Here is a 23,439-nt window from a genome sequence, read left to right on the forward strand (position 1 = left end):
CGTAACGGGTGTATCGAGTATGGCTGCCGCCAAACGCCGATTATTTTCCGCATTCAGGATTTCCAGGAAGCTGATCCTCATCACGGGTGGGTTTCTGGTGCTTCTTGGCGCCTCGGGCACCGCCACCCTTCTGTTCGGCGGTGGCTTTCACTTTTCAAAGGGTGAAACAGCCGACATGGCCAGCGGGTCATGCAAGACGATCTACACGTCGAAATTCCTGCGTTCCGGCGAAAGGCGTCTCGTCGCGGTCATTCGTGCCGATGACGAAAAGCCCGCGCACCGGGTGCAGACGGGGCTGCGGATCGCACGGTTTCTTTCCGAGAGCGAAAAGCCGGATCTCGTTACCATCCAGATGGCCGACATGCACGGGCCGGAAAGCCGGATCGATATTCGCGGCCCGATGATCGGCACCGAGATCGTCTATGCGCCGAACCCGAACCGCTCGCGAGCGACGAACCGCGTCTGGGAAGTCCGCTATATCGACGCCAAGCCTTCCAGGATGGGCTATTATTTCGGGCAGAAGATCAGCCTGCCGGAAGACGAGATCGAGACGGTGCTGCGCGAGGTCGAGCCGTTTCACGGCTGTGACGGCGATCTCGTGGAAACTGCAGCGCTCGACAGCGGTCACGGCGAAAGTTCCGGACATGCCGAGGACGTCGCGGGTCACGGCGACGAAAAAGCCGCGGCCGACGACGGCCACGGCTCCTCAGGTCACTAAAACCGAAATCCGGTTCTGAACGGAGATCCTACTCGCTGCGCGACTTGCGTGCCGGGAAGAGGATCACGTCGCGGATCGAGGGGGCGTTGGTCAAAAGCATCGTCAGGCGATCGACGCCGATGCCGAGACCGCCAGCCGGCGGCATGCCCTGATCGATCGCATCGAGAAACTCCTCGTCGAGCTGCTTGGCCGTCTCGCCGCGGGCATGGGCCTGCTCGAGCTGCTCGACCATGCGGGCGCGCTGTTCTTCCGGATCGTTGAGCTCGGAGAAGGCGTTGCCGATTTCCCAGGCGTTGCAATAGGTCTCGAAGCGCTCGACCAGGCGCGGTTCGCCCGGTACTTCCTTGGCAAACGGCGAAATGTCCTTGGGGAAGTGGGTGACGTGGGACGGCTGGATCAGCGTCGCTTCCACCTTCTCCTCGAAGATGAAGGCCAGGCACTCGCCCCAGGTCCAGTCATCCTCGACTTCCGAGAAGCCGGCCGCCTTGCTGGCCGCACGGGCTTCCTCGTCGGTGGTCATGGCGAGGAAGTCGATGCCGGTGACTTCCTTGACGGCATCCGGCATCGGCACGCGGCGGAAGGGACCCTTGAAGGAGATTTCCTTGTCGCCATAGGTGAATTCCGTGGAGCCGTGGATCGACAGCGCGAGCGCCTCGAACATCCGTTCGACGAGTTTCATGATGTCTTCGTAATCGGCGTAGGCCCAATAGCACTCGAGCATGGTGAACTCGGGATTGTGCCGGGTGGAAACACCTTCGTTGCGGAAGTTGCGGTTGATTTCGAACACCTTGTCGGAGAGGCCCGAAACCAGCGTACGCTTGAGGAAAAGCTCCGGCGCGATACGCAGATACATGTCGAGTTTCAGCGTGTTGTGGTGGGTGCGGAACGGATCGGCTGTCGCACCGCCATAGACCGAATGCAGCATCGGCGTCTCGACTTCCATGAAGCCGTCATCTTCCATGAAACGGCGGATGCCGGAGACGATCCTGGAGCGCTGCTGGAAGCGGAGCTTGGACTCCTCGTTGGCGATGATGTCGAGGTGACGCTTGCGATAGCGCTGTTCGATGTCGGCAAGCCCATGCCACTTTTCGGGCATCGGCAGCAGCGACTTCGTCAGCATGGTGATCTCGTGGGCGTTGACCGTCAGTTCGCCGCGCTTGGTGCGGCGGACCATGCCCGTCACGCCGATGATGTCGCCGAGATCGAGGAAGGGAAGAAGCTCGCGGGTCTCCTCGCTCGCATAATCCTTGTGGGTGAACACCTGGATCTTGCCCGATGCGTCATGCAGATCCATGAACATGCCGGAATTGCGCGACGAATAGATCCGGCCCGCGATGGTGACGATGTCACCGGTCTCGGTGTCGGGCTCGATGTCGGCGTATTTCTCGGCCAGTTCCTGGTTGGTGATGGTCCGGTGAAAATGGGCCGGATAGACGGTGTCGAGCTTCTCGCGCAATTGCGCCAGCTTCTGGGCGCGCACTTCGGTGGCGTTCGACGAGAGGCCGGTTTCCTGAGCTTTGTCGGTCATGGGCGTTTTCCGTTTCCGGTCTGGTAATTCGGGGTCAGGCGGCAAGCGAGGCTTGCAGGACCTCGCGCGCATCCTTGAGCCGCTGGCGAACGGCGGCGCGGCCAAGGATCGCCATGGAATCGAATAGCGGCAGCGAACGGGCCGAACCGCTCATGGCGACGAAGAGGGGCGGCAGGAAGACGCGCAGCTTGCGGTCCATCTTGTCGGAGACCGCGCGCAGTTCCGCCTCGATCGTCTCGGCGTTCCATTCCGTCAGGGCTTCGAGCGCCGGCGCGACTTCCGTGATGATTTCGACGCAATCGGCCAGTTCGATCTTCTTGAGACCCTCGAAATGCGCCGGGGTCAGGCCGAGATCGGATTTCAGCAGAAATCCTGTCAGGTCCGGCAGTTCGCCGAATTTCTGGACGCGCGACTGCGCCAGGCGCAGGCCCTGGGTCAGGCGGTCGCCGTGCATTGCCCAGTCACGGACGCGGGCGAGGAAATCGTCTTCCGAAAGCTTCTCGCGCAGCCAGCGGCCGTTGAGCCAGTCGAGCTTCTGGATATCGAAGATCGCGCCGGCCTTGGACAGGTTCCCGGTGTCGAAACGGGCGATCAGTTCGTCCATGTCGAGGAGTTCCTCACCCTCGGCGATCTGGATGAAGAACAGGCCGAGGAAGTTCATCAGCGCTTCCGGCAGATAGCCGAGGCCCGCATAGAACGGGATCGAGGTCGGGTTCTTGCGCTTGGACAGCTTCGACTTGTCGGCATTGCGCATCAGCGACAGGTGCATGAAGACCGGCGGCTCGAGGCCGAGATACCGGTAGATCAGAATGTGCTTCGGCACCGAGGCGAGCCATTCCTCGCCGCGGGCGACGTGGGTGATCTTCATCAGGTGGTCGTCGACGACATTGGCCATGTGGTAGGTCGGCATGCCGTCGGCCTTGAGCAGGACCTGCATGTCGACGGCGTCCCACGGAATCTCGACTTCGCCATAGACGGCGTCGGTGAACTTGCAGACGCCTTCCTCGGGGATCTTCATGCGCACGACATGCGGCTCGCCGGCATCGACGCGGCTCGTCACTTCCTCGGCGGACAGGTGAAGGCAGTGACCGTCATATTTCGGCGGCTTGCCCGCGGCGCGCTGGGCGGCGCGCATCTCGTCGAGACGCTCGGGCGTGCAGAAGCACTTGAAGCCGTGACCGGCTTCCACGATCCTGTCGACATAGGGACGGTAGATGTCCTTGCGTTCGGACTGGCGGTAGGGACCGTATTCGCCACCGACATCGGGGCCCTCGTCCCATTCCAGTCCGCACCATTTCAGCGCGTCGAGGACCTTCTCCTCGTATTCGCGGGTCGAACGGGTCGCATCGGTATCCTCAATGCGCAGCACGAACGTGCCTTCGTTCTTGCGGGCGAAGAGATAGTTGAACAGCGCAATATAGGCGGTGCCGACATGGGGTTCGCCGGTGGGAGAGGGGGCAATGCGCACCCGGGGTTTGGTCTGTGCCATGGTAATCGTCACTCGGTCTCGGTGTGGCCGCGTCCAGCGCGGCTGCCCCGGCGACCGGACCTTGGAAATGAAGGTCTTTGGAAAGCGGGCCGGAACAGGGAAATTCGGTCCGCCTTAGGCCACATTGCCATGCGCACGTCAAGTATTCGGCCCGGTTGCGGGAGGCTCGCTTCTATTTACCTCGCGCACGGCTCCTGATATCGCCAGCAGGCACAAACACGTAGGGGGAATGCATGTATCTCGGACTCGATCTCGGTACCTCGTCGGTCAAGGCGCTCCTGATGGATGACAACCAATCCGTCATAGGCTCGGCGACGGCCGCGCTCAGCGTCGAGCGCCCGCACCCGGGATGGTCGGAGCAGGATCCGGCAAACTGGATTTCCGCAGTGCGTGCCGCAGTGTCGCAATTGTCCGCCGCGCACAAGTCCGAGGTCGCCGCCATCAAGGGCGTCGGATTGTCGGGTCACATGCACGGAGCGACGACGATCGACGCCTCGGGCCGCGTGATCCGGCCCTGCATCCTCTGGAACGATACGCGCAGCCACAAGGAAGCTGCCGAGCTCGATGCCGATCCGCGTTTCCGCAAGGTCACCGGCAATATCGTCTTCCCCGGCTTCACCGCGCCGAAGCTCGTCTGGATGGCGCGCAACGAGGCGGAGAATTTCAAGCGCATCGCGAAGGTGCTGCTGCCTAAGGATTATCTGCGTTTCTGGCTGACGGGCGAGACCATTTCGGAAATGTCGGATTCCGCCGGTACCGCCTGGCTCGACACCGGCAAGCGCGCCTGGGATGACGCGCTTCTGTCTGCGACGGGCATGAAGCGCGAGCAGATGCCGTCGCTGATCGAAGGCACGGAAGTGGGCGGCACATTGCGCCCGGAGGTCGCAAGCGAACTCGGGCTGCCTGCGGGCGTACCGGTGGCGGGTGGCGCCGGCGACAATGCCGCGGCCGCCTGCGGCATGGGTACGGTGACCGATGGCGCGGCCTTCGCCTCGCTCGGCACCTCCGGCGTATTGTTTGCCGCCAATGATGCCTACCGGCCGAACCCGGAAAGTGCTGTTCATGCCTTCTGCCACGCTCTGCCGCAGACCTGGCACCAGATGGGTGTCATCCTGTCGGCGACGGATTCGCTCAACTGGCTGGCCGGCATCACCGGCAAACGTCCGTCGGAACTCACGTCGCCGCTCGGCACAAACGTGAAGGCGCCGGGATCGGTCACCTTCCTGCCCTATCTCTCCGGCGAGCGGACGCCGCATAATGATGCGCAGATCCGCGGTGCCTTTGCCGGGCTGGGTCACGAGGCGGACCAGAACGCGATGACGCGCGCCGTGCTCGAAGGCGTGGCATTCGCCTTCCGCGACAGTCTCGAGGCGCTCGGCCAGGCAGGGACCAGGCTCGATCGCGTCACCGCCACCGGCGGCGGATCCCAGTCCCGCTACTGGCTGGAGGTCCTGGCCACCGTTCTCGGCATGCCGGTCGATCTTCCGGCCGACGGCGATTTCGGTGCCGCCTTCGGTGCCGCACGGCTTGGCCTGATTGCTGCCGAGAAGGTCGATCCGGCCCAGGTCTGCACCGCACCCGCCACCGCCGAAACGATCGAACCCGATTCCGCGCTTTCGGGCGCATTCGAGGAGGCCTATGGCCGCTACCGCGCGCTCTATCCCGCGCTGAAGCAGGCCATGGCCTGACAGGAACGCCGCCTTCCCCTGCCGGGAGCGCGGCCCACATGACGGCGGCAATCAGGTCCTCGCAGAGGCTGCCGCCCGACAGGAGAACGACATGCAATTTGCCCGCCTCAACGGCGTGACGCTGCACCATCAGGTGATCGGCGCGAGCCCCGACAAGCCCACCATCATCTTCGTCAATTCGCTGGGAACGGATTTCCGGATCTGGCGCGACGTGATCGTCCGCCTCGTCGGCGAATACGGCCTCATCACCTATGACAAGCGCGGTCACGGTCTCTCCGACGTTGGCGAGACCTGCACGATGGACGACCATGTCGACGACCTGGCGGCCGTGATCGACCACTACGACGCCAAGAACGTCATCGTCTGCGGCCTTTCGGTCGGCGGCATGATCGCGCTCGGCCTGTCGAAGAAGCGCCCCGATCTGGTGCGGGCGCTCATCCTCTGCGACACCGCGCACAAGATCGGCACGCCCGACATGTGGGCCGCACGGATCGCCGCCGTCGAGGAGGAAGGGATCACCTCGATCTCCGACACGATCCTCGAGCGGTGGTTCACGCAGGAATTCCGGTCGCCGGAAAACCCCGAATTCACCGGCTACCGCAACATGCTCGAACGGACGCCGGAGGAAGGCTACATGGCCACCTGCGCGGCGATCGGGATGACGGACTACACCGATATCGCCAAGACGCTGACCGTTCCGGCGATCTGCGTGGTCGGTCGCGAAGACGGCTCGACGCCGCCGGAACTCGTGGGCGAGATGGCCAAGCTCATTCCCGGGGCGCGTTACCAGGAAATTCCAGGTGCCGCGCATCTGCCCTGCATCGAAAAGCCGGTCGAGACGTCGGAAATCATCCGCGCCTTCATCGCCCAGCTCGCCTGAGGGTCAGCGTACCACGAAGCCGTGGGCGAAGGGGTCTTCCTCGTCGTCGATGACGATCGAGTTGTGTCCCGTCTCAACGGCCCACCCGGCGACCGAGGGGATGATGCCCGTGCGGTCGCCGACTTTGGCTTCCGCTTCGACACGTCCCTTGAACAGCGATCCGATGACGGATTCATGGATGAAGTCGTCGCCGACCGCCAGCTTGCCCCTGGCCGCCCAATGGGCCATGCGCGCCGAGGTGCCGGTGCCGCAGGGCGACCGGTCGATCGCCTTGTCGCCGTAGAAGACGGCATTGCGCGCGGTGGCGCCTTCCACTGTCGGAACGCCGGTCCAGAGAATATGGCTCAGCCCGCGAATGTCGGATTTTTCCGGGTGCACGAACTCGTATTTCTCGTTCAGTGCGGCGCGCAGCGCGGGGCTCATGCGCACGAGATCGCCGGCGGTGAAATCCGCCATGTCGCGGAAATTCGCCTGCGGCTCGACGATCGCATAGAAATTGCCGCCATAGGCCACATCGACCTTCACCTCGCCAAGACCCGGGCATTGCGCAGAGAGATTTTCGGCATGGAGATAGGCCGGCACATTGGTCAGCCTGACTTCCGTGACCTTGCGGCCTTTGCGCTCGTATCGTGCGACCACCTTGCCGGCCGGCGTGTCGAGATTGACGACGCCATCCTGCTTCGGCGCGATCAGACCGTTCTCGATGGCCATGGTGACGGTGCCGATGGTGCCGTGGCCGCACATGGGCAGGCAGCCCGACGTCTCGATGAAGAGGATGGCGATGTCGCAGTCCTCGCGGGTCGGGGGATAGAGGATCGAACCGGACATCATGTCGTGGCCACGCGGCTCGAACATCAGTCCGGTGCGGATCCAGTCATACTCGGCGAGGAAGTGGGAGCGGCGTTCGAGCATGGTCGCGCCCTCCAGCAGCGGCCCGCCGCCGGCCACGAGACGAACCGGATTGCCGCAGGTATGTCCGTCGATGCAGAAGAAGGTATTGCGTGCCATGGGAAACTCCGGAAATCGCGTCGGGGTCAGGACCTAGAAACGATCTGCCCGGAAGGGGGCGAGATCGATGGAGGGGGTTTTCTCGCTGACGAGGTCGGTGACGATCCGTCCCATGGCCGCCGATTGGGTCAGCCCCAAATGACCGTTGCCGAAGGCGAGCAGAATGTCACCGCGTTCGCGAAGCGGCGAAAGCACCGGCAGGCTGTCGGGCAGGGAGGGGCGGAAGCCCATCCATTCCACGCCGCCGCTCGGGTCGAGACCGGGCAGAAAGTCCCTGGCCTTGTCGAGCATGATCTTCGATCGGGCATAGTTCGGTGCGGCATCGAGGCCGGCGAATTCAACCGCGCCGCCGACGCGCACGCCGTTTTCGAGCGGGGTGACGACGAAGGCGTGGCCTGAGAAGATCAATTGCCGCTTGAGATCGAACGCGCCCCTGGGCAGGGTCGTGTTGTAGCCGCGCTCGGTATCGAGCGGGATGCGGGCTGCGGACGTGCCCTTGAGAATGCGGGTCGACCAGGCGCCGGCAGCAATCACGATGCGCTCGGCACTCAGCTCCGTCCGGTCCTCGAGGACAGCGACCGGTTTCGCGCCGGAAAGCTCGAGACGCGTGACCTTTCTGCGCTCGAGTTTCGCGCCGAATTTCTCCGCATGTTTCCAGACGGCGAGTGCATAGTCGCGCGGATCGGACACCGTCTTCCAGCCGGGGACGAAGGTGCCGGCGACGAAACGCCCGGCCAGTCCCGGCTGCAGATCAGCCAGATCACCGCCGCGGACATGGCGGAACTCGATCCCTGACGCCTCGCGCCGGTCCCAGCCCGGCAGGCTTGCCCTGAACTCGCCTTCGCTCTCGTAGAGTTCAAGCGATCCGTCGTGCCGGATGAGGTCTGCGATATCCGCGCGCTCGGCCAGCGCGAAGGTCTCGCGCGCCGCAAGGTCCATCATTGCCGATTGGGCGGCGATCGAAGCCTCGACGCGATCGGGTGTGCTCGAGAGAGCAAAACGCGTGAGCCACGGCACGAGCCTGGGCAGGTAGGAGGGCCGGATCGAGAGCGGGCCGAGCGGATCGAAGAGCCAGCGCGGTGCCTTCCACATGATTTTCGGCGAGGCGAGCGGCATGATGTCGGAAAAGGCGAGGGCGGCGGCATTGCCACGGCTGGTCATCTCGGCGACACCCTCGGGATCGACGACCCTGACACGATGTCCGTTCTCGCTCAGCATGGCGGCGATATTGACGCCAACAATCCCCGCGCCGATCACGATGACATCGCGGGATGGCGCGCTCATTTGCCGACGCTTTCCCGGACGGCCTTTTGACTGGCCTTCAACATCTGGCGGTGACGCGCGCGATAGCGTTCGCGGTCGTCCTCGCTGCGCTCATGATAGCAGTGCGGGCAGGAAACGCCTTCCTCGTAGAGCGGCGAGGCGCGATCTTCCGGCGTCAGCGGCAGGCGGCAGGCGCGGCAGAGCGTTTCGTCTCCGATGCGAAGTCCATGGCCGACCGAGACCCGCTCGTCGAAGACGAAACAGTTGCCTTCCCAGAGGCTCTCTTCCTGAGGCACATCCTCGAGATATTTCAGGATGCCGCCCTTGAGGTGGAAGACGTTGTCGAAGCCCTTTTCCTTCATGAAGGCGGTGGCCTTCTCGCAGCGTATGCCGCCGGTGCAGAACATGGCGATCTTCTTGTCCTTGATCGCCTCCGGATCTTCGAGAATGTCCGCGCTTTCCACCCAGTCCGGGAATTCGCGGAACGTGTCCGTTTCGGGATTGATCGCATTCCTGAAGGTACCGATCGCGACTTCGTAGTCGTTGCGCGTGTCGATGATGATGGTGTCGGGATCGGCGATCAGCGCGTTCCAGTCCCTCGGCTCCACATAGGTGCCGACGATCTTGAGCGGATCGATGCCCTCAACGCCCATGGTGACGATCTCCTTCTTGAGCCGTACCTTCATACGGCGGAAGGGCATGGTCTCGGCGCCGCTTTCCTTGTGAACGGTTTCCGCAAGTCCGGGAATCGCGCGGATATGGGCAAGCACCGCGTCGATACCGTCGCGGCTGCCGGCGATGGTGCCGTTGATCCCTTCCGCGGCGAGAAGCAACGAGCCTTTCACGCCATTGGCGTCGCACAGGGCCTGAAGGGGGCCCTGCAGGGCGACATGGTGATCAAGGCGCGCAAAGTGGTAGAGTGCGGCCACAATGACGGGATGGTTCGAAAGCATCTTGGAAGGCTGTGCAGACATGATACCCGCCAATATCCTGTCTTGGTTTTCGTGGCAATCGCGATAGGTGGTGCAGGCCGTGCGCAAGAATGCCTGCATGGCTGCGTTGCATGGACAAGGCGAAGCCGAGGGGGTAACGAGGCAGTGAAAATAAGCGTGAAAGGGCTACCCATGCGTGACAAGACCGCCGGTCTCCTCGAAATCCTGAAACTGCAGCCGGTCGTGCCGGTTCTGGTCATCGACCAGGTCGAGCATGCCGTGCCGCTGGCGCGCGCGCTGGTCAAGGGCGGGTTGAAGGCGATCGAGATCACGCTGCGTACGCCCGTCGCCCTCGATGCGATCCGCGCGGTGGCCAACGAGGTCGAAGGTGCCGTGCCCGGCGCCGGTACCGTGCTGAACAAGCAGGATTACAACAAAGCCGAGGATGCCGGCTCGCAGTTCATCGTCTCGCCCGGTGCGACGCTTGAGCTCCTCGAGGCCGCGCGGAAATCGAAGGTGCCCATGCTGCCTGGCGCTGCGACGCCTTCCGAGGTGATGAGCCTGCGCGAGGAAGGTTATGACGTCATGAAGTTCTTCCCGGCCGAACAGGCGGGCGGGGCGTCCTATCTCAAGTCGCTTTCCTCGCCGCTCGCCGGCACGCTGTTCTGCCCGACCGGCGGGGTGTCGCCGGAAAACGCGAAAGACTATCTCTCGCTGCCCAACGTGGTCTGTGTCGGCGGTTCGTGGGTCGCCCCGAAGGACCTCGTCGCCGCCGGCGACTGGGACGGGATCACGCGCCTTGCAGAGGAAGCCTGCAAGCTCGCCCGCTGACGGTTTGCCGCAGGGCTTTTCGTTGCAACCGATCACTGTCGCACCCATTTAGTCCGCAGGCGCCTGCAAGCGCATGAGGGAAAATGAGGAGACACGAATGATCGACCCGAAAACCATTCTGGACCAGTTTCTGGGCTCCAAGGTGCCAGGCACCTCGAACTCCGTGAGCCAGACCGCCCAGAAGGCCGGTCAGCTCGCCAAGGACAATCCGGTGGCGACGGGCCTGCTCGCGGCTGTTCTCCTCGGCACCGGACCGGGCCGCGCGCTGGCTGGCGGTGCGCTGCGTGTCGGTGGCGTCGCAGCCGTCGCCGGTCTGGGCTACCAGGCATGGAAGAATTACAAGTCCGGAGGCAAGCCGGTCGACACTGCCACCCTGCCGCCGGCACTGCCCGGCGATATCACGCCGCCCGCCGATTCAGGCTTTACGAGCGACCCGTCGCAGATCGACGAGACATTTGCCCTCGCACTCGTCCGCGTGATGATCGGGGCGGCGCGCGCGGATGGGCATATTGACGATGCCGAGCGGCAGCGTATTCACGACAAGCTCGAAGTCGCGGGGCTCGGATCGGAGGCGGTCCGCTTCCTCGAGGACGAACTCTCTCGGCCGGTCGATATCGACGCGCTGGTCGGCGCGGCAAAGACCGACGAGCAGAAGGTCGAAATGTTCACCGCTGCGCGTCTGGCTATCGAGCCCGATACACGTGCCGAACGGGGCTATCTCGATCTTCTGGCCGGACGTCTCGGCCTGCCCGACGATCTCGTCGATCACATCGAGGCGACCGTTTCCGCCGCCAAGGCCTGACGCGCGCCGATTGCATCGCCGACCGGCTTGCCCGGACGGCCAAAGGCGGTACAGTCCGCCCATGCATTCGCGATCGCATATAGAAAAACGTTTCCGGATGGCCCGCACCGTGTTGATCTCGGTGTGGGCCGTCTTCACTCTCGCAATCGTTTTCTACACCGTCCATGTGGCCGGCCGGAACGCCGAGGGCGACATTCTCGCCGAGGCCGGCGAGACCCTCTCGGTGCAGAGCGAAACGCTGTCGGGCGTGCTCGACAAGTACCGGCTGATGGCGCCGCTTCTGGCGCGGCAGTCCTCCGTCGCCTCGCTGTTCATCCTCAATGCGGATGGCGCGCCGCAGGCGGTGGCCGCGAGGGGAATGGCCGGTGCGCTGACCGGCATGTCGGCGGCCGAGGACGTTGCCTTCTTCTTTCCCGACGGCACGCTGCTCGGCCATGCGAACGGACCCTTCGTCGAAACGCGGGCGGGCCTCGACGGTCTCATCCGCGACGCGTCGCAGGGCCGGCTGGGCCGCGCCATGCTGGCACTCGGGCCGGAGCAGCGCTCCTATGCCTTTTCCTCGGGCGTCCGGCGTAACGGCAAGCTGGTCGGTATCGTCGTGGTCTATGTCGATTTCTTTCGGGTCGAAGCAGCCTGGGCGCTGTCCAACCGGCCGATCTACGTCACCGAAGCCGACGGCACCATCATTCTGGCCAACATCCCGAACTGGCGGATGCGCGAGGCAGAGGATGTGCTCATGGAGCGCGGCGATCGGGTGGCGGTGCCGGATGACGGGTCCGTTCGCACCTATCTCGACATGAGCCGCTACATGCCGGTTCTCGGCTGGACCCTGCATGTGCTTGCCGATCCTTCGCCCGCCGCCAGTGCCAAGGTTTCCGCGGGCGCGATCGCGACGCTTGCCTGTCTGCTGGCGGGACTGGTGGCGCTTATCGTGCTCAGGCGGAACGAGACGGCACTCCTGCAAGCGCGGTCCGACCGGGCGACGGCCTTGCGCCTGGAGCGTGTGGTGCGCGACCGGACGGAAGCGCTCTCGGAGAGCAACCGCTCGCTCTCGCGCGAAGTGGAAACGCGGCGCGAGGCCGAAATGCGTCTGCGCGCCGCCCAGGCCGAACTCATTCAGGCCGCCAAGCTCGCGGCACTCGGGCAGATGTCGGCAGCCATCAGCCACGAATTCAACCAGCCGCTGGCGGCCATCCGGTCCTATGCCGACAACGGGCAGAAATTCATCGACAGGGGGCGAGCGGACAGTGCCCGCGAAAATCTCGGTCGCATCAACGGTCTGGTCGACCGGATGGCGGAGCTCTCCCGCGCGCTGTTGTCTTTCGCGCGCAAGCCGGGCCAGACGCTCGGGTCCGTGCATCTGGGGACGGTCATCGAAGAGGCGCTGCTGCTGGCCCGTCCGCGTGCCCGGAAGGCCGGTGTGGAGGTCAGGCTTCTGGGCGATATCGATACGATGATGGTCTCAGGCGGGCGGGTGCGGCTGGGGCAGGTGTTCGTCAATCTCGTCAACAATGCGGTCGATGCCATCGGCGAGCGGGATGGCGGGCTCGTGGAGATAAGGGCAAGGCGCGACGAGGGCGTTGTCATAGTCGAGGTTTCAGACAATGGTCCCGGTATTCCTGAAGCGACGTTGCAGCATATTTTCGATCCGTTCTTCACCACCAAGGCGACCGGCGAGGGGATCGGGATCGGGCTATCGATCGTCGACAATATCGTGCGCGATTTCGGCGGGAAGGTCAGCGCGCGCAATGGCGAGACGGGCGGCGCGGTATTCCGCGTCGAACTGCTGGAAGCCGAGATCGGGGCGAAGGCTGATGCGTAAGGCTGGACTTTTGGCGCTTCAGATGGTGTTGAAGCGAAAAAGGGGACATTCGATTGGCTGACGGCAAGACACTGAGCAACGAGGACCGGGTCGTTCATCTCGTCGACGACGACGCGGATCTCCGGCATGCGCTCACCCAGTCTCTTGAACTCGAGGGGCTGACTGTCGTTGCCCACAACGATGCGGCCGAAATCCCGGACCTGCCGCTGCGCGAACTCTACGGCGTCATCGTCTGCGATATCCGCATGCCGGGGCAGGACGGGCTGGAGATACTCAAGCGCGTGCTCGCCATCGATCCCACCATGCCTGTGATCCTGATTACCGGACATGGCGACGTGCAAATGGCGGTCGAGGCGATGCGCGCCGGGGCCTATGATTTCATCGAAAAGCCGTTTCCGGCCAACAGGCTCTTCTCCGTGGTCGAACGTGCCATCGAGAAGCGCCGGCTGGTGCTCGAGAACCGGGTGCTGCGCAATGCGCTCGAAGGCGCCGACGATCTCTCCTCCCGGCTGGTCGGGCGCAATCCGGCCATCCAGCATCTGCGCGCGCAGATTTCGGCGCTGGCCGATACGGATGCGGATGTGCTGATCACCGGCGAAACCGGCACCGGCAAGGAAGTGGTGGCCCGGGCGCTTCATGATTTCGGGCCGCGGTCGCGCGGCAATTTCGTTGCCATCAACTGTGCGGCAGTGCCGGCCGAGATCTTCGAAAGCGAGCTCTTCGGCCACGAGGCGGGAGCCTTCACGGGTGCGCAGAAACTGCGGATCGGCAAGCTCGAGCATGCCAATGGCGGAACAGTGTTTCTCGACGAGATCGAATCCATGCCGCTCGATCTTCAGGCCAAGCTCCTGCGGGCGATCGAGGGGCGAGCCATCGAGCGGCTGGGGTCGAACAAGCAGGTGCCGCTCGACGTGCGTTTCGTTGCCGCGACGAAATCCGATCTTTCCGCCGATCCGGCGAAATTTCGGAGCGACCTCTATTACAGGCTGAATGTGATCACGCTGGCGATCCCGGCATTGCGCGAGCGCAAGGACGATATTCCGCTGCTGTTCTTCCAGATGGCGCGGGAAGCGCGAGCGCGTTACCGTCGCGAGATCCCGGAGGTGACGCCGGCGCTTGAAGCCGGGCTGATGGCGCATGACTGGCCCGGCAATGTGCGAGAACTCCGCAACGTCGCCGATCGTTTCGTTCTCGGCATGTGGCAGGGATTCGAAGTAAGGGGCCAGTCGGTATCGGGCGGTTCCGGCAATCTCGGTGAGCGGGTCGACGCGTTCGAACGCTCGGTGATCATCGCCGAACTCTCGCGCAACGGCGGTTCGTTGAAGCCGACCTACGAGGCGTTGGGGATTTCACGCAAGGGTCTCTACGACAAGATAAGGCGGCTCGATATCTCCACGGACGCCGCGTCCGATGTGTAGATTTCTACCCATGAAGACCGGTCGATGGGTGGACTCCTTCCCACGTTCCGCCTGATTTGCCCGGTTCGCCGGTGCAAACCCCGATAAATTCCGCGATTTGCCAATATGGCATGGGCTTTGCAATGCTGGGCCAGGCGCGATGGTGGGAGGCCGTCTCGCGGGGCCGCATGTCACGCGGCGCCCTGCGCATGTTCTCCCCTGTGTGCCGCTCGAATATCGAAAACCGGACATCCCGTCCGGCTGTGGAGGACAGAACAATGAAAAAGCTTCTTCTCGGCGCCGTATCGGCTGCAGCTCTCACCCTTGGCGCACAGCAGGCCCATGCCCAGTGCGACGATGGCGAAATGGTCATCAAGTTCAGCCACGTGGTTGCCGCCACCGGCCACCCCAAGGGCGATGCCGCCACAATGCTGGCAGAGCGGGTGAACAAGGAAATGGACGGCAAGGCCTGCATGGAGGTCTTCCCGAACTCGACACTCTTCGATGACGACAAGGTGCTTGAAGCGTTGCTGATCGGCGACGTTCAGCTGGCGGCTCCGTCGCTGTCGAAGTTCGAGGCCTACACGCTGAAATATCGCCTCTTCGATCTGCCGTTCCTGTTCTCGAGCCTGCAGGCCGTGGACACGTTCATCAATTCGGACGAAGGCCGTGGCCTGCTCACCGTGATGGAAGATGTGGGTTACACCGGCCTGGGCTACTGGTCGTCGGGTCTCAAGCAGTTCTCGGCCAACAAGCCGCTGCTCGTTCCGTCCGATGCCAACGGCCTGAAGTTCCGCGTCCAGACGTCCGACGTGGCAGTCGCCATGATCGAGGCGATGGGCGCATCGGCCCAGAAGCTCGCCTTCAAGGAAGTCTATGGTGCGCTGCAGACAGGCGTCGTGGACGGCCAGGAAAACACCTGGTCGAACATCTACACGCAGAAGTTCTTCGAGGTGCAGGACGGCGTCACCGAAACCAACCACCAGCTTCTCGCCTATCTGCTCGTGACCTCGACGGAATGGCTCAACGGTCTGGATGAGGACATCCGCACGCAGTTCGTCTCCATCGTTGACGAAGTGACCAAGGAAGCAAATGCGGCGGTTGCCGAGACGGAAGCCAAGAACCGTCAGAACATCATCGACGCCGGCGGCACCATCCGCGAGCTGTCTGCGGAACAGCGCAAGCAGTGGGTCGATACGATGAAGCCGGTCTGGGCCCAGTTCGAAGGCGACATCGGCAAGGACCTGATCGACGCCGCGGCAGCCTCCAACGGCTCGTAAATACATCATCCGAAACAAGATGCCGCGTCCGGGTTGTCCGGGCGCGGTTCTTCGATTTGCGGGGCGTAACGTCACCTTGCGCCCGCGGGGAACGTGAAAAAGGGGAACGTCATGGCCGCGTATTGGCCCTATGTGGGTATTCTCGTCATCATCGGGATTTTCTTTCTGGCCGAACGGCGCTGGCCCGAAGGTGTCACGCGGTTTGAGGAAAATGTGCTGGCAACGCTTCTGGCGCTGATCACGCTCGTCTCGTTTTCCCAGGTCATCGCGCGCTACGGGTTCAACAGCGGCTGGGGCGGCGCTCTCGAATTCACCCGCATCCTGTTTGCCTGGATGATCCTGTTCGGCATGAGCTACGGGCTGAAGACGGGCATGCATCTCGGGGTGGATGCGCTGCTCAGGCTGTTTCCGCAGAAACTGTTCAAGTTTTTCGCGATCTTCGGGGCGTTCTGCTGTCTTCTCTACGCGATCATCCTTCTGTCTTCCGGCTGGCTCGCTGTTTTCGGCGCCGACACCAAAGGCGGCGCGATGACCTACTGGCAGACCATGTTCAAGGTCGGAATCGGGCTCGACGATCTGCGCTATCCCGACTGGATGCAGGACACGTTCGGGCTGAAGGAGCGCGTCCAGCGCTGGATCGCCTATCTCATCCTTCCGATCGGGCTCGGCCTTTTCGCCTTCCGCGCCATCCAGGCGATGATCGCGATCTGGCGCGGCGAACGCGAAATGGTGATCGCCGGGCACGAAGCCGAAGAGCTCGTTGCCGAAAACCGTGACGTGCTGAAGGATTGAGCGACATGGAACCCATCATTCTCTTTATCTTCGTCATCGGCTTTCTGTTTCTCGGCGTCCCCGTCGCGATTTCGCTCGGCCTGTCATCGATCCTGATCATCGCGTTCTTCTCGGCGGATTCGATGTCATCGGTCGCTATCCAGCTGTTTACCGCGTCGCAGAACTATACGCTGCTCGCCATTCCCTTCTTCGTGCTGGCGTCGGCCTTCATGTCGACCGGTGGCGTGGCCAAGCGCATCATCCGCTTTGCCATCTCGGCGGTCGGGCATTTCCGTGGCGGTCTGGCGATGGCGAGCGTGCTCGCCTGCATGCTGTTTGCCGCGCTGTCCGGCTCGTCGCCCGCGACCGTGGTCGCGATCGGCACCATTGCCATCGCGGGCATGCGGCAGGTCGGCTACTCCAAGGAGTTCGCCGCAGGCATCATCGCCAATGCCGGGACGCTCGGCATTCTCATTCCGCCATCGATCGTCATGGTCGTCTATGCGGCCGCGACGGACGTTTCCGTCGGGCGCCTGTTTCTTGCCGGCGTCATACCGGGCATCGTCGCCGGCCTGATGCTGATGATCGCGATCTACATCGTCGCGCGCTGGAAGAACCTGCCGGCCGAACCCTGGAAGGGCTTTGGCGAGATCATCGCCGGCGGCAAGGAATCGGGGTGGGGCCTGTTCCTCATCGTCATCATCATCGGCGGCATCTATGGCGGCGTCTTCACGCCGACGGAAGCCGCCGCGGTGGCCGCGGTATATTCCTTCTTCGTGGCGGTCTTCATCTATCGCGACATGGGGCCGATGACAGGAATAGCCTGGGTTTCGGAGGATGACGGGAAACCTGCGCGTATCGGCTTCTCGGCAACCGTCTATGCGCTCGCCTTCTTCTTCGTCTGGATGATCCTGTCCTTCTTCGCCACGTCCGACTGGGAAGGCATCACGCTGGCCGGCCGGGCGCAGCTCGGCGGTATCCTGGCGGTCGCGCTCGGACTGGCCTACGCGGGCTGGCGCGGCAACAGCGTGGCCGGAATTCCCGGAGCGCTTCTTGCCGGGCTTCCGATCTGGGGGCGCAACCTGTCGCTGATGGGGCGGAATTCATTTGCCGCCTTCTTCAACGAGGATACCCGCAAGGTGCTGGTGGACGCGTCGAAGACCACCGTCATGCTGATGTTCATCATCGTCAACGCGCTCCTGTTCGCCCATGTGCTGACGTCCGAGCGCATTCCCGATGCGATCACCGAACTGATGCTCGGCTACGGCTTCAACTGGTTCACCTTCCTGATCGCAGTCAACGTCCTGCTTCTGATCGGCGGCCAGTTCATGGAGCCTTCCGGTCTCCTGCTGATCGTCGCGCCGGTGGTGTTCCCGATCGCGATGGAACTCGGCGTCGATCCGGTCCATCTGGGTATCATCATGGTGGTGAACATGGAGATCGGAATGATCACGCCGCCCATCGGGCTCAATCTGTTCGTGACCTCCGGGATCACGGGCATGAGCCTGGTGCGGGTGGTCAAGGCAGCCATGCCGTTCGTGGCGGTGCTGTTCCTGTTCCTGATCCTGGTCACCTATGTTCCGGTGATGTCGACCTGGCTTCCCTACAGCCTGATGGGGCCCGAATTGACCACATCGCGATAGCAGGAGAGTTCAGGATGGAAACGCCGACAGGCCAATTTTGGCCTGTTGGCAGACCCGGAATGGGACAGGTCAGGATCGGCGGCCAAATCGTTAACACCGCGTTAACGCTTGCGGCGCATCATAATCCGCACATGCCATTCCACTCCTCCCAAGCGGCATGATCCTTGAGGGCGGCAAGAGCCGCCCTTTTTTTGCGCACCGGATCGTCCTGGTCGTATGACGGCTATTCCGGCCTGTTGTCGGCGAGGAAAGTGCCGATCCGCTCGAAGGCGGCGCGGATGCTGTCATCCGAACTTGCGCAGGACACCCGCATGTAGCCCTCGCCATATCCGCCGAAATCGGGTCCGCCGATGAGAGCTACGCCCGCGTCTTCCAGCAGCGCCTTCGCGAGCGGCTTGGAGCGCCAGCCCGTCGCCTTGATGTTGGGGAAGGCATAGAAGGCGCCCTTCGGTGTGCGGCAGGTGACATTGTCGAGACCGTTTGCAAGTTCCGCCACGAGCTTGCGACGGCGGTCGAAGGCCGCGAGCATCTCATGAACCTGGTCCTGCGGCCCGTCGATGGCGGCGACGCCCGCCCATTGCGCGGGCGCGTTGACGCAAGACCATGAATTGACCGCGAGCTTGCGAACGCCGTCATAAAGCCCGTCCGGCCAGATCGACCAGCCGAGGCGCCATCCCGTCATGGCCCAGGTCTTGGACCAGCCGTTGAGAACGATCAGCCGGTCGCGGATGTCGGGAAACTCCAGCAGCGAGACGTGCTTCTCTCCGTCATAGGTCATGACGTCATAGATCTCGTCCGACAGGATCGCCAGGTCAGGCCAGGCGGCGAGGCCGTGCACCAGCTTCTCGATCTCGGCACGCGGGGTCACCCCGCCCGTCGGATTGGACGGTGAATTGAGGATGAGCAGTTTCGTCCTGTCGGTGATGAGCGACAGCGTTTCCTCTGCGGAGAACGCGAAGTCGTTATCCTCTCGCAGCGGCACGGGAATGGCCTTCGCGCCGGTGAAGTCGATCATCGAGCGATAGATCGGGAAGCCCGGATCAGGATAGAGAATTTCCGCACCGGGTTCGCCCAGCATCATGATCGCGGCATACATGGCCGGCTTGCCACCCGGCGTGATCATCACCCGGTCCGGAGAAACCTCCTGACCCGTCATGTCTCTTGTCCGGCGGCAAACCGCCTCGCGCACCTCGACGATGCCGTTGGCGTACGTATAGCCGTGATGTCCGTCGCGCAACGCCTTCACCGCGGCTTCGACCACGTGTTGGGGCGTCTTGAAGTCCGGTTGGCCGATGCCGAGATTGATGATGTCGCGACCCGCGGAAGCGAGCGCGGTGGCCCGGGCGAGAACGGCGAAGGCATTTTCCTCGCCCATGCGGTCGAAGGCGGCGACGGGTGCGATCATTGGTCCAGTTCCTCCCGATGCCGGAATGATGATCCGGCGGTGTTGTGATTTTGCGCGGATTCATGTCCTATCCGCCCGCAAAATTCAAATCGGGAATACCCAATGTCGGATCTGTCAAACTGGCAAGCGCGACCAGCGCCCGCACCGGTCGCCTTGACCGGACGTTACGCAATGATCGAGCCCTACAGGTGCGGCGTCCATCTGAACGCGCTCTGGGACGCGCTCGGTGGTAGCGCCAGCAACGAACTTCTGCGTTACTTTCCCAACGGTCCCTACGAGAACGCGGATCAGATGGGCGAGTGGATTGTCGGCTTCCAGAAGGGCGGCGCGGTGGTCAATGTCATCCGCGGGCGGCGAACGGGCAACATCCTCGGCATGGCGTCCTACATGCGGCCGGATCCTGCGAACGGTGTCGTCGAGGTCGGTTCCGTCGCCCATTCACCCCTCATGCAGCGCTCGCCGATCTCGACCGAAGTGCACTATCTCCTGGCAAGGCACGTCTTCGAAGATCTCGGCTATCGCCGCTACGAGTGGAAGTGCCACAACGAGAACGCGGCCTCCAAGCGCACCGCCGAACGGCTGGGTTTCACATTCGAGGGAATTTTTCGCCAGCATCTCGTCTCGAAGGGCGCAAATCGGGACACGGCGTGGTATTCGATCATCGACGGCGAATGGCCGTCACTGAAAACGGCTTTCGAAGACTGGCTTGCGCCGGCGAATTTCGATGCCGAAGGACGCCAGATCGAGCGTCTGGAGGCCATCCGCGCGTCGCAGGGCGCCGGTTGAACGACAAGGAAGACATCATGTCCAAAGATCGCTCGGCGGCCATTGCCGCAGGTCTCATCCTGGCGGGTACGTTCCTGCTCTTTGTCTTCATGCCGAACATCATGCTCGCCGCGGGCGAGGTGTCGCCCTGGCTTGCCGTCGCGCTCGGACTGATCGCGGTGGGCGCGTTCTTCGCCGTCTTCTGGCTGCGCGCCCGCTACAAGGCGAAGCAGGGCGGCGAACAGCGCTAAAGCGCTGCGAGAAACAGGACCGCGCCCAGAAACAGCACAAGGCTGGCGCCGGCGATCTCGATGATGAAGCCGACGGTATCGGCGCGCTTGTCGCCGGCGAATTTCAGCGCCGCGTCCTTGGCGAGAACGGCCATGACGGCAAGTGCGGAAACGGTGATCGCGGTGCCGAGGGAGATGGCGAAGACGGAGAGCACGCCACCCAGCAGAAGGCCGTTCAACAGCGAGAACGACAATACCAGGAGCGAACCGGAACAGGGCCGCAGGCCGACAGCCATGACGGCGGACCAGGCTTCGCGTGCCGAGAAGTCCTTGCCCGAGATCATCGCCGGATCGGGGGCGTGCGAATGGCCGCAGGTGGCGCAGACCTCGCCCGCGTGATGGTGATGGTCGTGCCCGTGATTGTGCCCGTGATGATCGTGGCCGTGATCATGCGCATGATGATCATGATGATGGCCGTGATGATGGTCGGGGCTGTGCGCATGAGCATCCGAGTGCCCATGCGAATGAGCGGTCGCAAGCCTGGGGAAGAAGCGGGCGCCGAGCTTTCGCCACAGGAGCCAGGCGCCGAAGAGGGCGATCAGGAGATAGCTCGCGAGCTCCATGTAATGGGTGGCGTCGGTCATCGAGATGGTGGTGCCGCGCAGGAGCAGGTAAGCCGCGCCGACCACGGCGATGGCCGTGATGCCTTGCGCGAAGGACGACATGAAGGACAGCAGGACGCCGCGGCGCAGCGCCACCTCGTTGGCGATCATGTAGGACGAGATCACCGCCTTGCCGTGACCGGGGCCGGCGGCATGAAAAATGCCGTAGGCAAAAGAGAGCCCGACGAGAAGGGAAAGCTTGGCTGGGTCCTCGCGCATCGCCTTGAGCGCACCGGTCAACAACCTGTAGAATTCCTGCTGCTTCTCGTTGACGAAGGCCAGAAACTGCCAGCCGAGACCCGACGGCATGACCGACGGCTCGGCGGCGCCGATACCGAGCGGCGATTGGGCGTGGGCGAAGTTTGCGGCGAGAAGAAAGAGAACAAAAGCGGCCGCGAAGGCAGCCACGCATTTGCGCATCATTTGCAGTCCAATTCGATACGGGTGGCGAACAGCTTGGAGAGATCGGTTCCCGCCGGGTCGTTGAAGAAGGCCTCGGTCAGCGACGCCTGGTTCTGCTCGAGCACTTCGTCCGGGTCCGGCCGCACGACCTGCGTCCCGCATTTCGCAGCATCGGGGCCGGTGACGACGAGATCGCCATCATTCATGAAATCGATCGCCGTATACATGGTGGGATCGTAAATACCCACCTTCACCATGCCTCCGAGCTTGACGGTCTGTGCCGGCTCCACCGCGAAAATCAGCAGCAGCTGGCCGTCGTCGTAATTGGCGACCATGGCCTTTGGCGGGGCGACCTTGATGTCCTTGCCATTGTCGGTGAGGCTTACGAAATAATTGAAATCGGCCAGCGATTCCGTGACCACCTGGGCAACGCGATGCAACTCGTCGGGGTCCATCGTCGCATTCTTGTTTGTGTCGAAATCCATCACCACGCTCGAGGAGAAGACCTCGTCGAAGCGCCAGACATTGCGCAGTTCGGCGATATTGCCTTTGGCGTCCGTCTCGATCTCGAGGCGGGCATCGGCAAAAATGTGCGGATGTGCCGAGGCGGAGGGCGTGCAGATCGCGAGGAAGGCAGCCGCAGTGCAAGCGCGCAGCGCAAATGTCCTGGCAGTTGGTGTCATGACCTGTCCCGTGTGGCCGAATATGGGTTTTCTCTTGTCACCCAATATGGACTGAAATTCGGCAAGAAAAAATTCGTTTCGTTTCGTTGCAGCTCTCAGGCGCCGCGGTTGTCCTTGAACCATTGCGAGAGGAAGTCGACCAGGGTGCGGACCTTGGCCGGCAGGTAACGCCGCTCCGGGTAGATGGCATAGATGCCCGCGTCGGTCGGAATCCAGTTCGCCAGGATGGGCATGAGCGTGCCCGTCTCGATCCTCTCCTGTGCGATGAAGTCCGGCAGAAGGGCGACACCGAGGCCGGATTCGGCGGCGCGCATGGTCGACAGCGGGCTGTTGACCTCGAGCCGTCCCTTCACCGCGACGCTGATCAGGTCGCCATCGGACGTCTGGAACCTCCAGTTGTTCTTCGAACGGTTGTTGGTGTCGACGAGGCAGGGCACCTTGGTCAGGTCGTTGGGGTTGCGGATCGGTCCGTGCTTTTTCAGAAAATCGGGTGAGGCAACCGGCATTATCGAGAAGGGCGCGAGCTTGCGGGCGATCATGCCGCTGTCCTGAAGCCGGGTGATGCGGATGCCGAGATCGAACCCTTCGTCGACGAGATCCACCATGCGGTCGTCGAGCACGATTTCCAGCGTGATATCCGGATAGGCGAGCGAGAAGTCGATGAGCGACTGGCCGACCGCCGCGTCGGCGAATGTGCGCGGCGCGGTGACCCTGACATTGCCTTTCACATGGGAAGACGATTCGCGCACCTGGTCGGCCAGATCGTCGATCTGGCGGAGGATCTCGCTGGCGCTGCGATAGTAGGTCCGGCCCGTCTCGGTCAGTGAAAACTGCCGGGTGGTGCGGTTGAGAAGCAGCGAGCCGAGTTCATCCTCGAGTTCACGCACATATTTCGACAACAGTGCCTTGGAGCGGCCCGCCTTGCGGGCGGCGGCTGAAAATCCTTCGGCTTCAACGACATCGATAAAGGCACGGATTCGGGTGAGGCTATCCATGGGGGCGGTGTCCTTCGCCGTTACGGCGGCTAGCGAGATGAGGTCGCGAAACGCTGCGATAGAGTTCGTGTTTTGTGAACGCAAATCGACTGTCGTTCAACATATGATTTTTTCCGCCCCGATCCAAAAAATCTCTTGATTCACAGGGCGAATAAACATATTTCCGGGCTGCCCAAAGTCGCACGTGCCTGTGGGTGTCCGCCGGTCCTCGAAATGGCGAGGTCACGGTAAGGTACCTGGAACTA

General features: G+C 62.9%; 21 protein-coding genes. 12 read left to right on the top strand and 9 right to left on the bottom strand.

Going from position 1 to position 23,439, the window contains the following annotated elements; genetic code table 11:
• Positions 1 to 19: 19 nt before the first annotated feature.
• Positions 20 to 718: a hypothetical protein gene (locus tag E2A64_RS14850; protein ID WP_133285279.1), complete on the top strand. Its 699-nt coding sequence runs from the start codon at positions 20 to 22 to the stop codon at positions 716 to 718.
• Between the two features lie 28 nt (positions 719 to 746).
• Here the strand turns inward: E2A64_RS14850 and lysS are convergent, their stop codons facing one another.
• Both lysS and gltX read right to left on the bottom strand, forming a co-directional pair.
• Entirely contained in the window at positions 747 to 2,246 is a 1,500-nt protein-coding gene (lysS, locus tag E2A64_RS14855) for a lysine--tRNA ligase (protein ID WP_133285280.1), read from the bottom strand.
• 34 nt (positions 2,247 to 2,280) lie between these two features.
• Positions 2,281 to 3,735 carry a glutamate--tRNA ligase gene (gltX, locus tag E2A64_RS14860; protein ID WP_133285281.1) on the bottom strand — a complete coding sequence of 485 codons (1,455 nt, stop codon included), beginning with the start codon at positions 3,733 to 3,735 and terminating at the stop codon, positions 2,281 to 2,283.
• A 233-nt stretch (positions 3,736 to 3,968) separates the two neighbouring features.
• Between gltX and xylB the strand changes: the two genes are divergently transcribed.
• Together xylB and pcaD are read left to right on the top strand one after the other, a co-directional pair.
• Positions 3,969 to 5,423: a xylulokinase gene (gene xylB, locus E2A64_RS14865; protein WP_133285282.1), complete on the top strand. Its 1,455-nt coding sequence runs from the start codon at positions 3,969 to 3,971 to the stop codon at positions 5,421 to 5,423.
• 91 nt (positions 5,424 to 5,514) lie between these two features.
• On the top strand, positions 5,515 to 6,303 hold the full coding sequence (gene pcaD / locus E2A64_RS14870) for a 3-oxoadipate enol-lactonase (RefSeq protein ID WP_133285283.1): 789 nt from the start codon (positions 5,515 to 5,517) through the stop codon (positions 6,301 to 6,303).
• A 3-nt stretch (positions 6,304 to 6,306) separates the two neighbouring features.
• Here pcaD and E2A64_RS14875 read toward each other — a convergent pair whose 3' ends face one another.
• Genes E2A64_RS14875 through trhO form a run of 3 tightly spaced genes read right to left on the bottom strand, consistent with a single transcriptional unit; the run spans position 6,307 to position 9,548 of the window.
• Complete coding sequence (locus tag E2A64_RS14875) at positions 6,307 to 7,311, bottom strand: 4-hydroxyproline epimerase (RefSeq protein ID WP_133285284.1); 1,005 nt, start codon at positions 7,309 to 7,311, stop codon at positions 6,307 to 6,309.
• Between the two features lie 33 nt (positions 7,312 to 7,344).
• Positions 7,345 to 8,595: an NAD(P)/FAD-dependent oxidoreductase gene (locus E2A64_RS14880; protein ID WP_133285285.1), complete on the bottom strand. Its 1,251-nt coding sequence runs from the start codon at positions 8,593 to 8,595 to the stop codon at positions 7,345 to 7,347.
• Positions 8,592 to 9,548 (bottom strand): oxygen-dependent tRNA uridine(34) hydroxylase TrhO, encoded by a 957-nt coding sequence (gene trhO, locus E2A64_RS14885; RefSeq protein WP_133285286.1) that lies wholly within the window; start codon positions 9,546 to 9,548, stop codon positions 8,592 to 8,594. Before trhO ends, E2A64_RS14880 begins: the two co-directional genes overlap by 4 nt.
• A gap of 150 nt (positions 9,549 to 9,698) precedes the next feature.
• On the opposite strand from trhO, the gene E2A64_RS14890 reads away from it, so the two are divergent.
• The 7 genes from E2A64_RS14890 to E2A64_RS14920 all read left to right on the top strand — a co-directional run bounded on the left by E2A64_RS14890 (position 9,699) and on the right by E2A64_RS14920 (position 18,052).
• On the top strand, positions 9,699 to 10,337 hold the full coding sequence (locus E2A64_RS14890) for a 2-dehydro-3-deoxy-phosphogluconate aldolase (protein ID WP_133285287.1): 639 nt from the start codon (positions 9,699 to 9,701) through the stop codon (positions 10,335 to 10,337).
• Positions 10,338 to 10,434: 97 nt separating this feature from the next.
• Positions 10,435 to 11,139 (top strand): tellurite resistance TerB family protein, encoded by a 705-nt coding sequence (locus E2A64_RS14895; RefSeq protein WP_133285288.1) that lies wholly within the window; start codon positions 10,435 to 10,437, stop codon positions 11,137 to 11,139.
• Between the two features lie 97 nt (positions 11,140 to 11,236).
• Complete coding sequence (locus E2A64_RS14900) at positions 11,237 to 12,961, top strand: sensor histidine kinase (protein WP_158285773.1); 1,725 nt, start codon at positions 11,237 to 11,239, stop codon at positions 12,959 to 12,961.
• A gap of 53 nt (positions 12,962 to 13,014) precedes the next feature.
• Positions 13,015 to 14,379 carry a sigma-54-dependent transcriptional regulator gene (locus E2A64_RS14905; protein ID WP_194086919.1) on the top strand — a complete coding sequence of 455 codons (1,365 nt, stop codon included), beginning with the start codon at positions 13,015 to 13,017 and terminating at the stop codon, positions 14,377 to 14,379.
• Positions 14,380 to 14,636: 257 nt separating this feature from the next.
• A complete protein-coding gene (locus tag E2A64_RS14910; RefSeq protein WP_133285290.1) occupies positions 14,637 to 15,638 on the top strand; it encodes a DctP family TRAP transporter solute-binding subunit in 1,002 nt (333 codons plus the stop codon).
• A 111-nt stretch (positions 15,639 to 15,749) separates the two neighbouring features.
• The gene (locus E2A64_RS14915; RefSeq protein WP_133285291.1) at positions 15,750 to 16,430 is read left to right on the top strand and encodes a TRAP transporter small permease; all 681 of its coding nucleotides are present in this window, start codon (positions 15,750 to 15,752) and stop codon (positions 16,428 to 16,430) included.
• A gap of 5 nt (positions 16,431 to 16,435) precedes the next feature.
• On the top strand, positions 16,436 to 18,052 hold the full coding sequence (locus tag E2A64_RS14920; RefSeq protein WP_133285292.1) for a TRAP transporter large permease: 1,617 nt from the start codon (positions 16,436 to 16,438) through the stop codon (positions 18,050 to 18,052).
• A 223-nt stretch (positions 18,053 to 18,275) separates the two neighbouring features.
• Here the strand turns inward: E2A64_RS14920 and E2A64_RS14925 are convergent, their stop codons facing one another.
• Positions 18,276 to 19,457: a pyridoxal phosphate-dependent aminotransferase gene (locus E2A64_RS14925; RefSeq protein WP_133285293.1), complete on the bottom strand. Its 1,182-nt coding sequence runs from the start codon at positions 19,455 to 19,457 to the stop codon at positions 18,276 to 18,278.
• Positions 19,458 to 19,559: 102 nt separating this feature from the next.
• Here E2A64_RS14925 and E2A64_RS14930 point away from each other — a divergent pair, with 102 nt between their 5' ends.
• Both E2A64_RS14930 and E2A64_RS14935 read left to right on the top strand, forming a co-directional pair.
• Positions 19,560 to 20,243 (top strand): GNAT family N-acetyltransferase, encoded by a 684-nt coding sequence (locus E2A64_RS14930; protein WP_133285294.1) that lies wholly within the window; start codon positions 19,560 to 19,562, stop codon positions 20,241 to 20,243.
• A 17-nt stretch (positions 20,244 to 20,260) separates the two neighbouring features.
• The gene (locus tag E2A64_RS14935) at positions 20,261 to 20,473 is read left to right on the top strand and encodes a hypothetical protein (RefSeq protein ID WP_133285295.1); all 213 of its coding nucleotides are present in this window, start codon (positions 20,261 to 20,263) and stop codon (positions 20,471 to 20,473) included.
• Here E2A64_RS14935 and E2A64_RS14940 read toward each other — a convergent pair.
• The 3 genes from E2A64_RS14940 to E2A64_RS14950 all read right to left on the bottom strand — a co-directional run bounded on the left by E2A64_RS14940 (position 20,470) and on the right by E2A64_RS14950 (position 23,194).
• Positions 20,470 to 21,537 (bottom strand): nickel/cobalt transporter, encoded by a 1,068-nt coding sequence (locus E2A64_RS14940; RefSeq protein ID WP_133285296.1) that lies wholly within the window; start codon positions 21,535 to 21,537, stop codon positions 20,470 to 20,472. The genes E2A64_RS14935 and E2A64_RS14940 overlap by 4 nt on opposite strands.
• A complete protein-coding gene (locus E2A64_RS14945; RefSeq protein WP_133285297.1) occupies positions 21,534 to 22,199 on the bottom strand; it encodes a DUF1007 family protein in 666 nt (221 codons plus the stop codon). The genes E2A64_RS14940 and E2A64_RS14945 overlap by 4 nt, the downstream gene beginning before the upstream one ends.
• 95 nt (positions 22,200 to 22,294) lie before the next feature.
• Positions 22,295 to 23,194, bottom strand: coding sequence for a LysR family transcriptional regulator (locus tag E2A64_RS14950; protein ID WP_133285298.1), 900 nt, complete (start codon positions 23,192 to 23,194; stop codon positions 22,295 to 22,297).
• Between the last annotated feature and the right edge of the window lie 245 nt (positions 23,195 to 23,439).

Origin of the sequence: Pseudohoeflea suaedae (assembly GCF_004354915.1) — a bacterium.
Taxonomy (GTDB): Bacteria; Pseudomonadota; Alphaproteobacteria; order Rhizobiales; family Rhizobiaceae; genus Pseudohoeflea; species Pseudohoeflea suaedae.

Excerpts from the sequence above, each read along its gene's own strand:
- E2A64_RS14850 (WP_133285279.1), top strand. The coding sequence starts at position 20 with ATGGCTGCCGCCAAACGCCGATTATTTTCCGCATTCAGGATTTCCAGG.
- lysS (WP_133285280.1), bottom strand. The coding sequence starts at position 2,246 with ATGACCGACAAAGCTCAGGAAACCGGCCTCTCGTCGAACGCCACCGAA.
- gltX (WP_133285281.1), bottom strand. The coding sequence starts at position 3,735 with ATGGCACAGACCAAACCCCGGGTGCGCATTGCCCCCTCTCCCACCGGC.
- xylB (WP_133285282.1), top strand. The coding sequence starts at position 3,969 with ATGTATCTCGGACTCGATCTCGGTACCTCGTCGGTCAAGGCGCTCCTG.
- pcaD (WP_133285283.1), top strand. The coding sequence starts at position 5,515 with ATGCAATTTGCCCGCCTCAACGGCGTGACGCTGCACCATCAGGTGATC.
- E2A64_RS14875 (WP_133285284.1), bottom strand. The coding sequence starts at position 7,311 with ATGGCACGCAATACCTTCTTCTGCATCGACGGACATACCTGCGGCAAT.
- E2A64_RS14880 (WP_133285285.1), bottom strand. The coding sequence starts at position 8,595 with ATGAGCGCGCCATCCCGCGATGTCATCGTGATCGGCGCGGGGATTGTT.
- trhO (WP_133285286.1), bottom strand. The coding sequence starts at position 9,548 with ATGTCTGCACAGCCTTCCAAGATGCTTTCGAACCATCCCGTCATTGTG.
- E2A64_RS14890 (WP_133285287.1), top strand. The coding sequence starts at position 9,699 with ATGCGTGACAAGACCGCCGGTCTCCTCGAAATCCTGAAACTGCAGCCG.
- E2A64_RS14895 (WP_133285288.1), top strand. The coding sequence starts at position 10,435 with ATGATCGACCCGAAAACCATTCTGGACCAGTTTCTGGGCTCCAAGGTG.
- E2A64_RS14900 (WP_158285773.1), top strand. The coding sequence starts at position 11,237 with ATGGCCCGCACCGTGTTGATCTCGGTGTGGGCCGTCTTCACTCTCGCA.
- E2A64_RS14910 (WP_133285290.1), top strand. The coding sequence starts at position 14,637 with ATGAAAAAGCTTCTTCTCGGCGCCGTATCGGCTGCAGCTCTCACCCTT.
- E2A64_RS14915 (WP_133285291.1), top strand. The coding sequence starts at position 15,750 with ATGGCCGCGTATTGGCCCTATGTGGGTATTCTCGTCATCATCGGGATT.
- E2A64_RS14920 (WP_133285292.1), top strand. The coding sequence starts at position 16,436 with ATGGAACCCATCATTCTCTTTATCTTCGTCATCGGCTTTCTGTTTCTC.
- E2A64_RS14925 (WP_133285293.1), bottom strand. The coding sequence starts at position 19,457 with ATGATCGCACCCGTCGCCGCCTTCGACCGCATGGGCGAGGAAAATGCC.
- E2A64_RS14930 (WP_133285294.1), top strand. The coding sequence starts at position 19,560 with ATGTCGGATCTGTCAAACTGGCAAGCGCGACCAGCGCCCGCACCGGTC.
- E2A64_RS14935 (WP_133285295.1), top strand. The coding sequence starts at position 20,261 with ATGTCCAAAGATCGCTCGGCGGCCATTGCCGCAGGTCTCATCCTGGCG.
- E2A64_RS14940 (WP_133285296.1), bottom strand. The coding sequence starts at position 21,537 with ATGATGCGCAAATGCGTGGCTGCCTTCGCGGCCGCTTTTGTTCTCTTT.
- E2A64_RS14945 (WP_133285297.1), bottom strand. The coding sequence starts at position 22,199 with ATGACACCAACTGCCAGGACATTTGCGCTGCGCGCTTGCACTGCGGCT.
- E2A64_RS14950 (WP_133285298.1), bottom strand. The coding sequence starts at position 23,194 with ATGGATAGCCTCACCCGAATCCGTGCCTTTATCGATGTCGTTGAAGCC.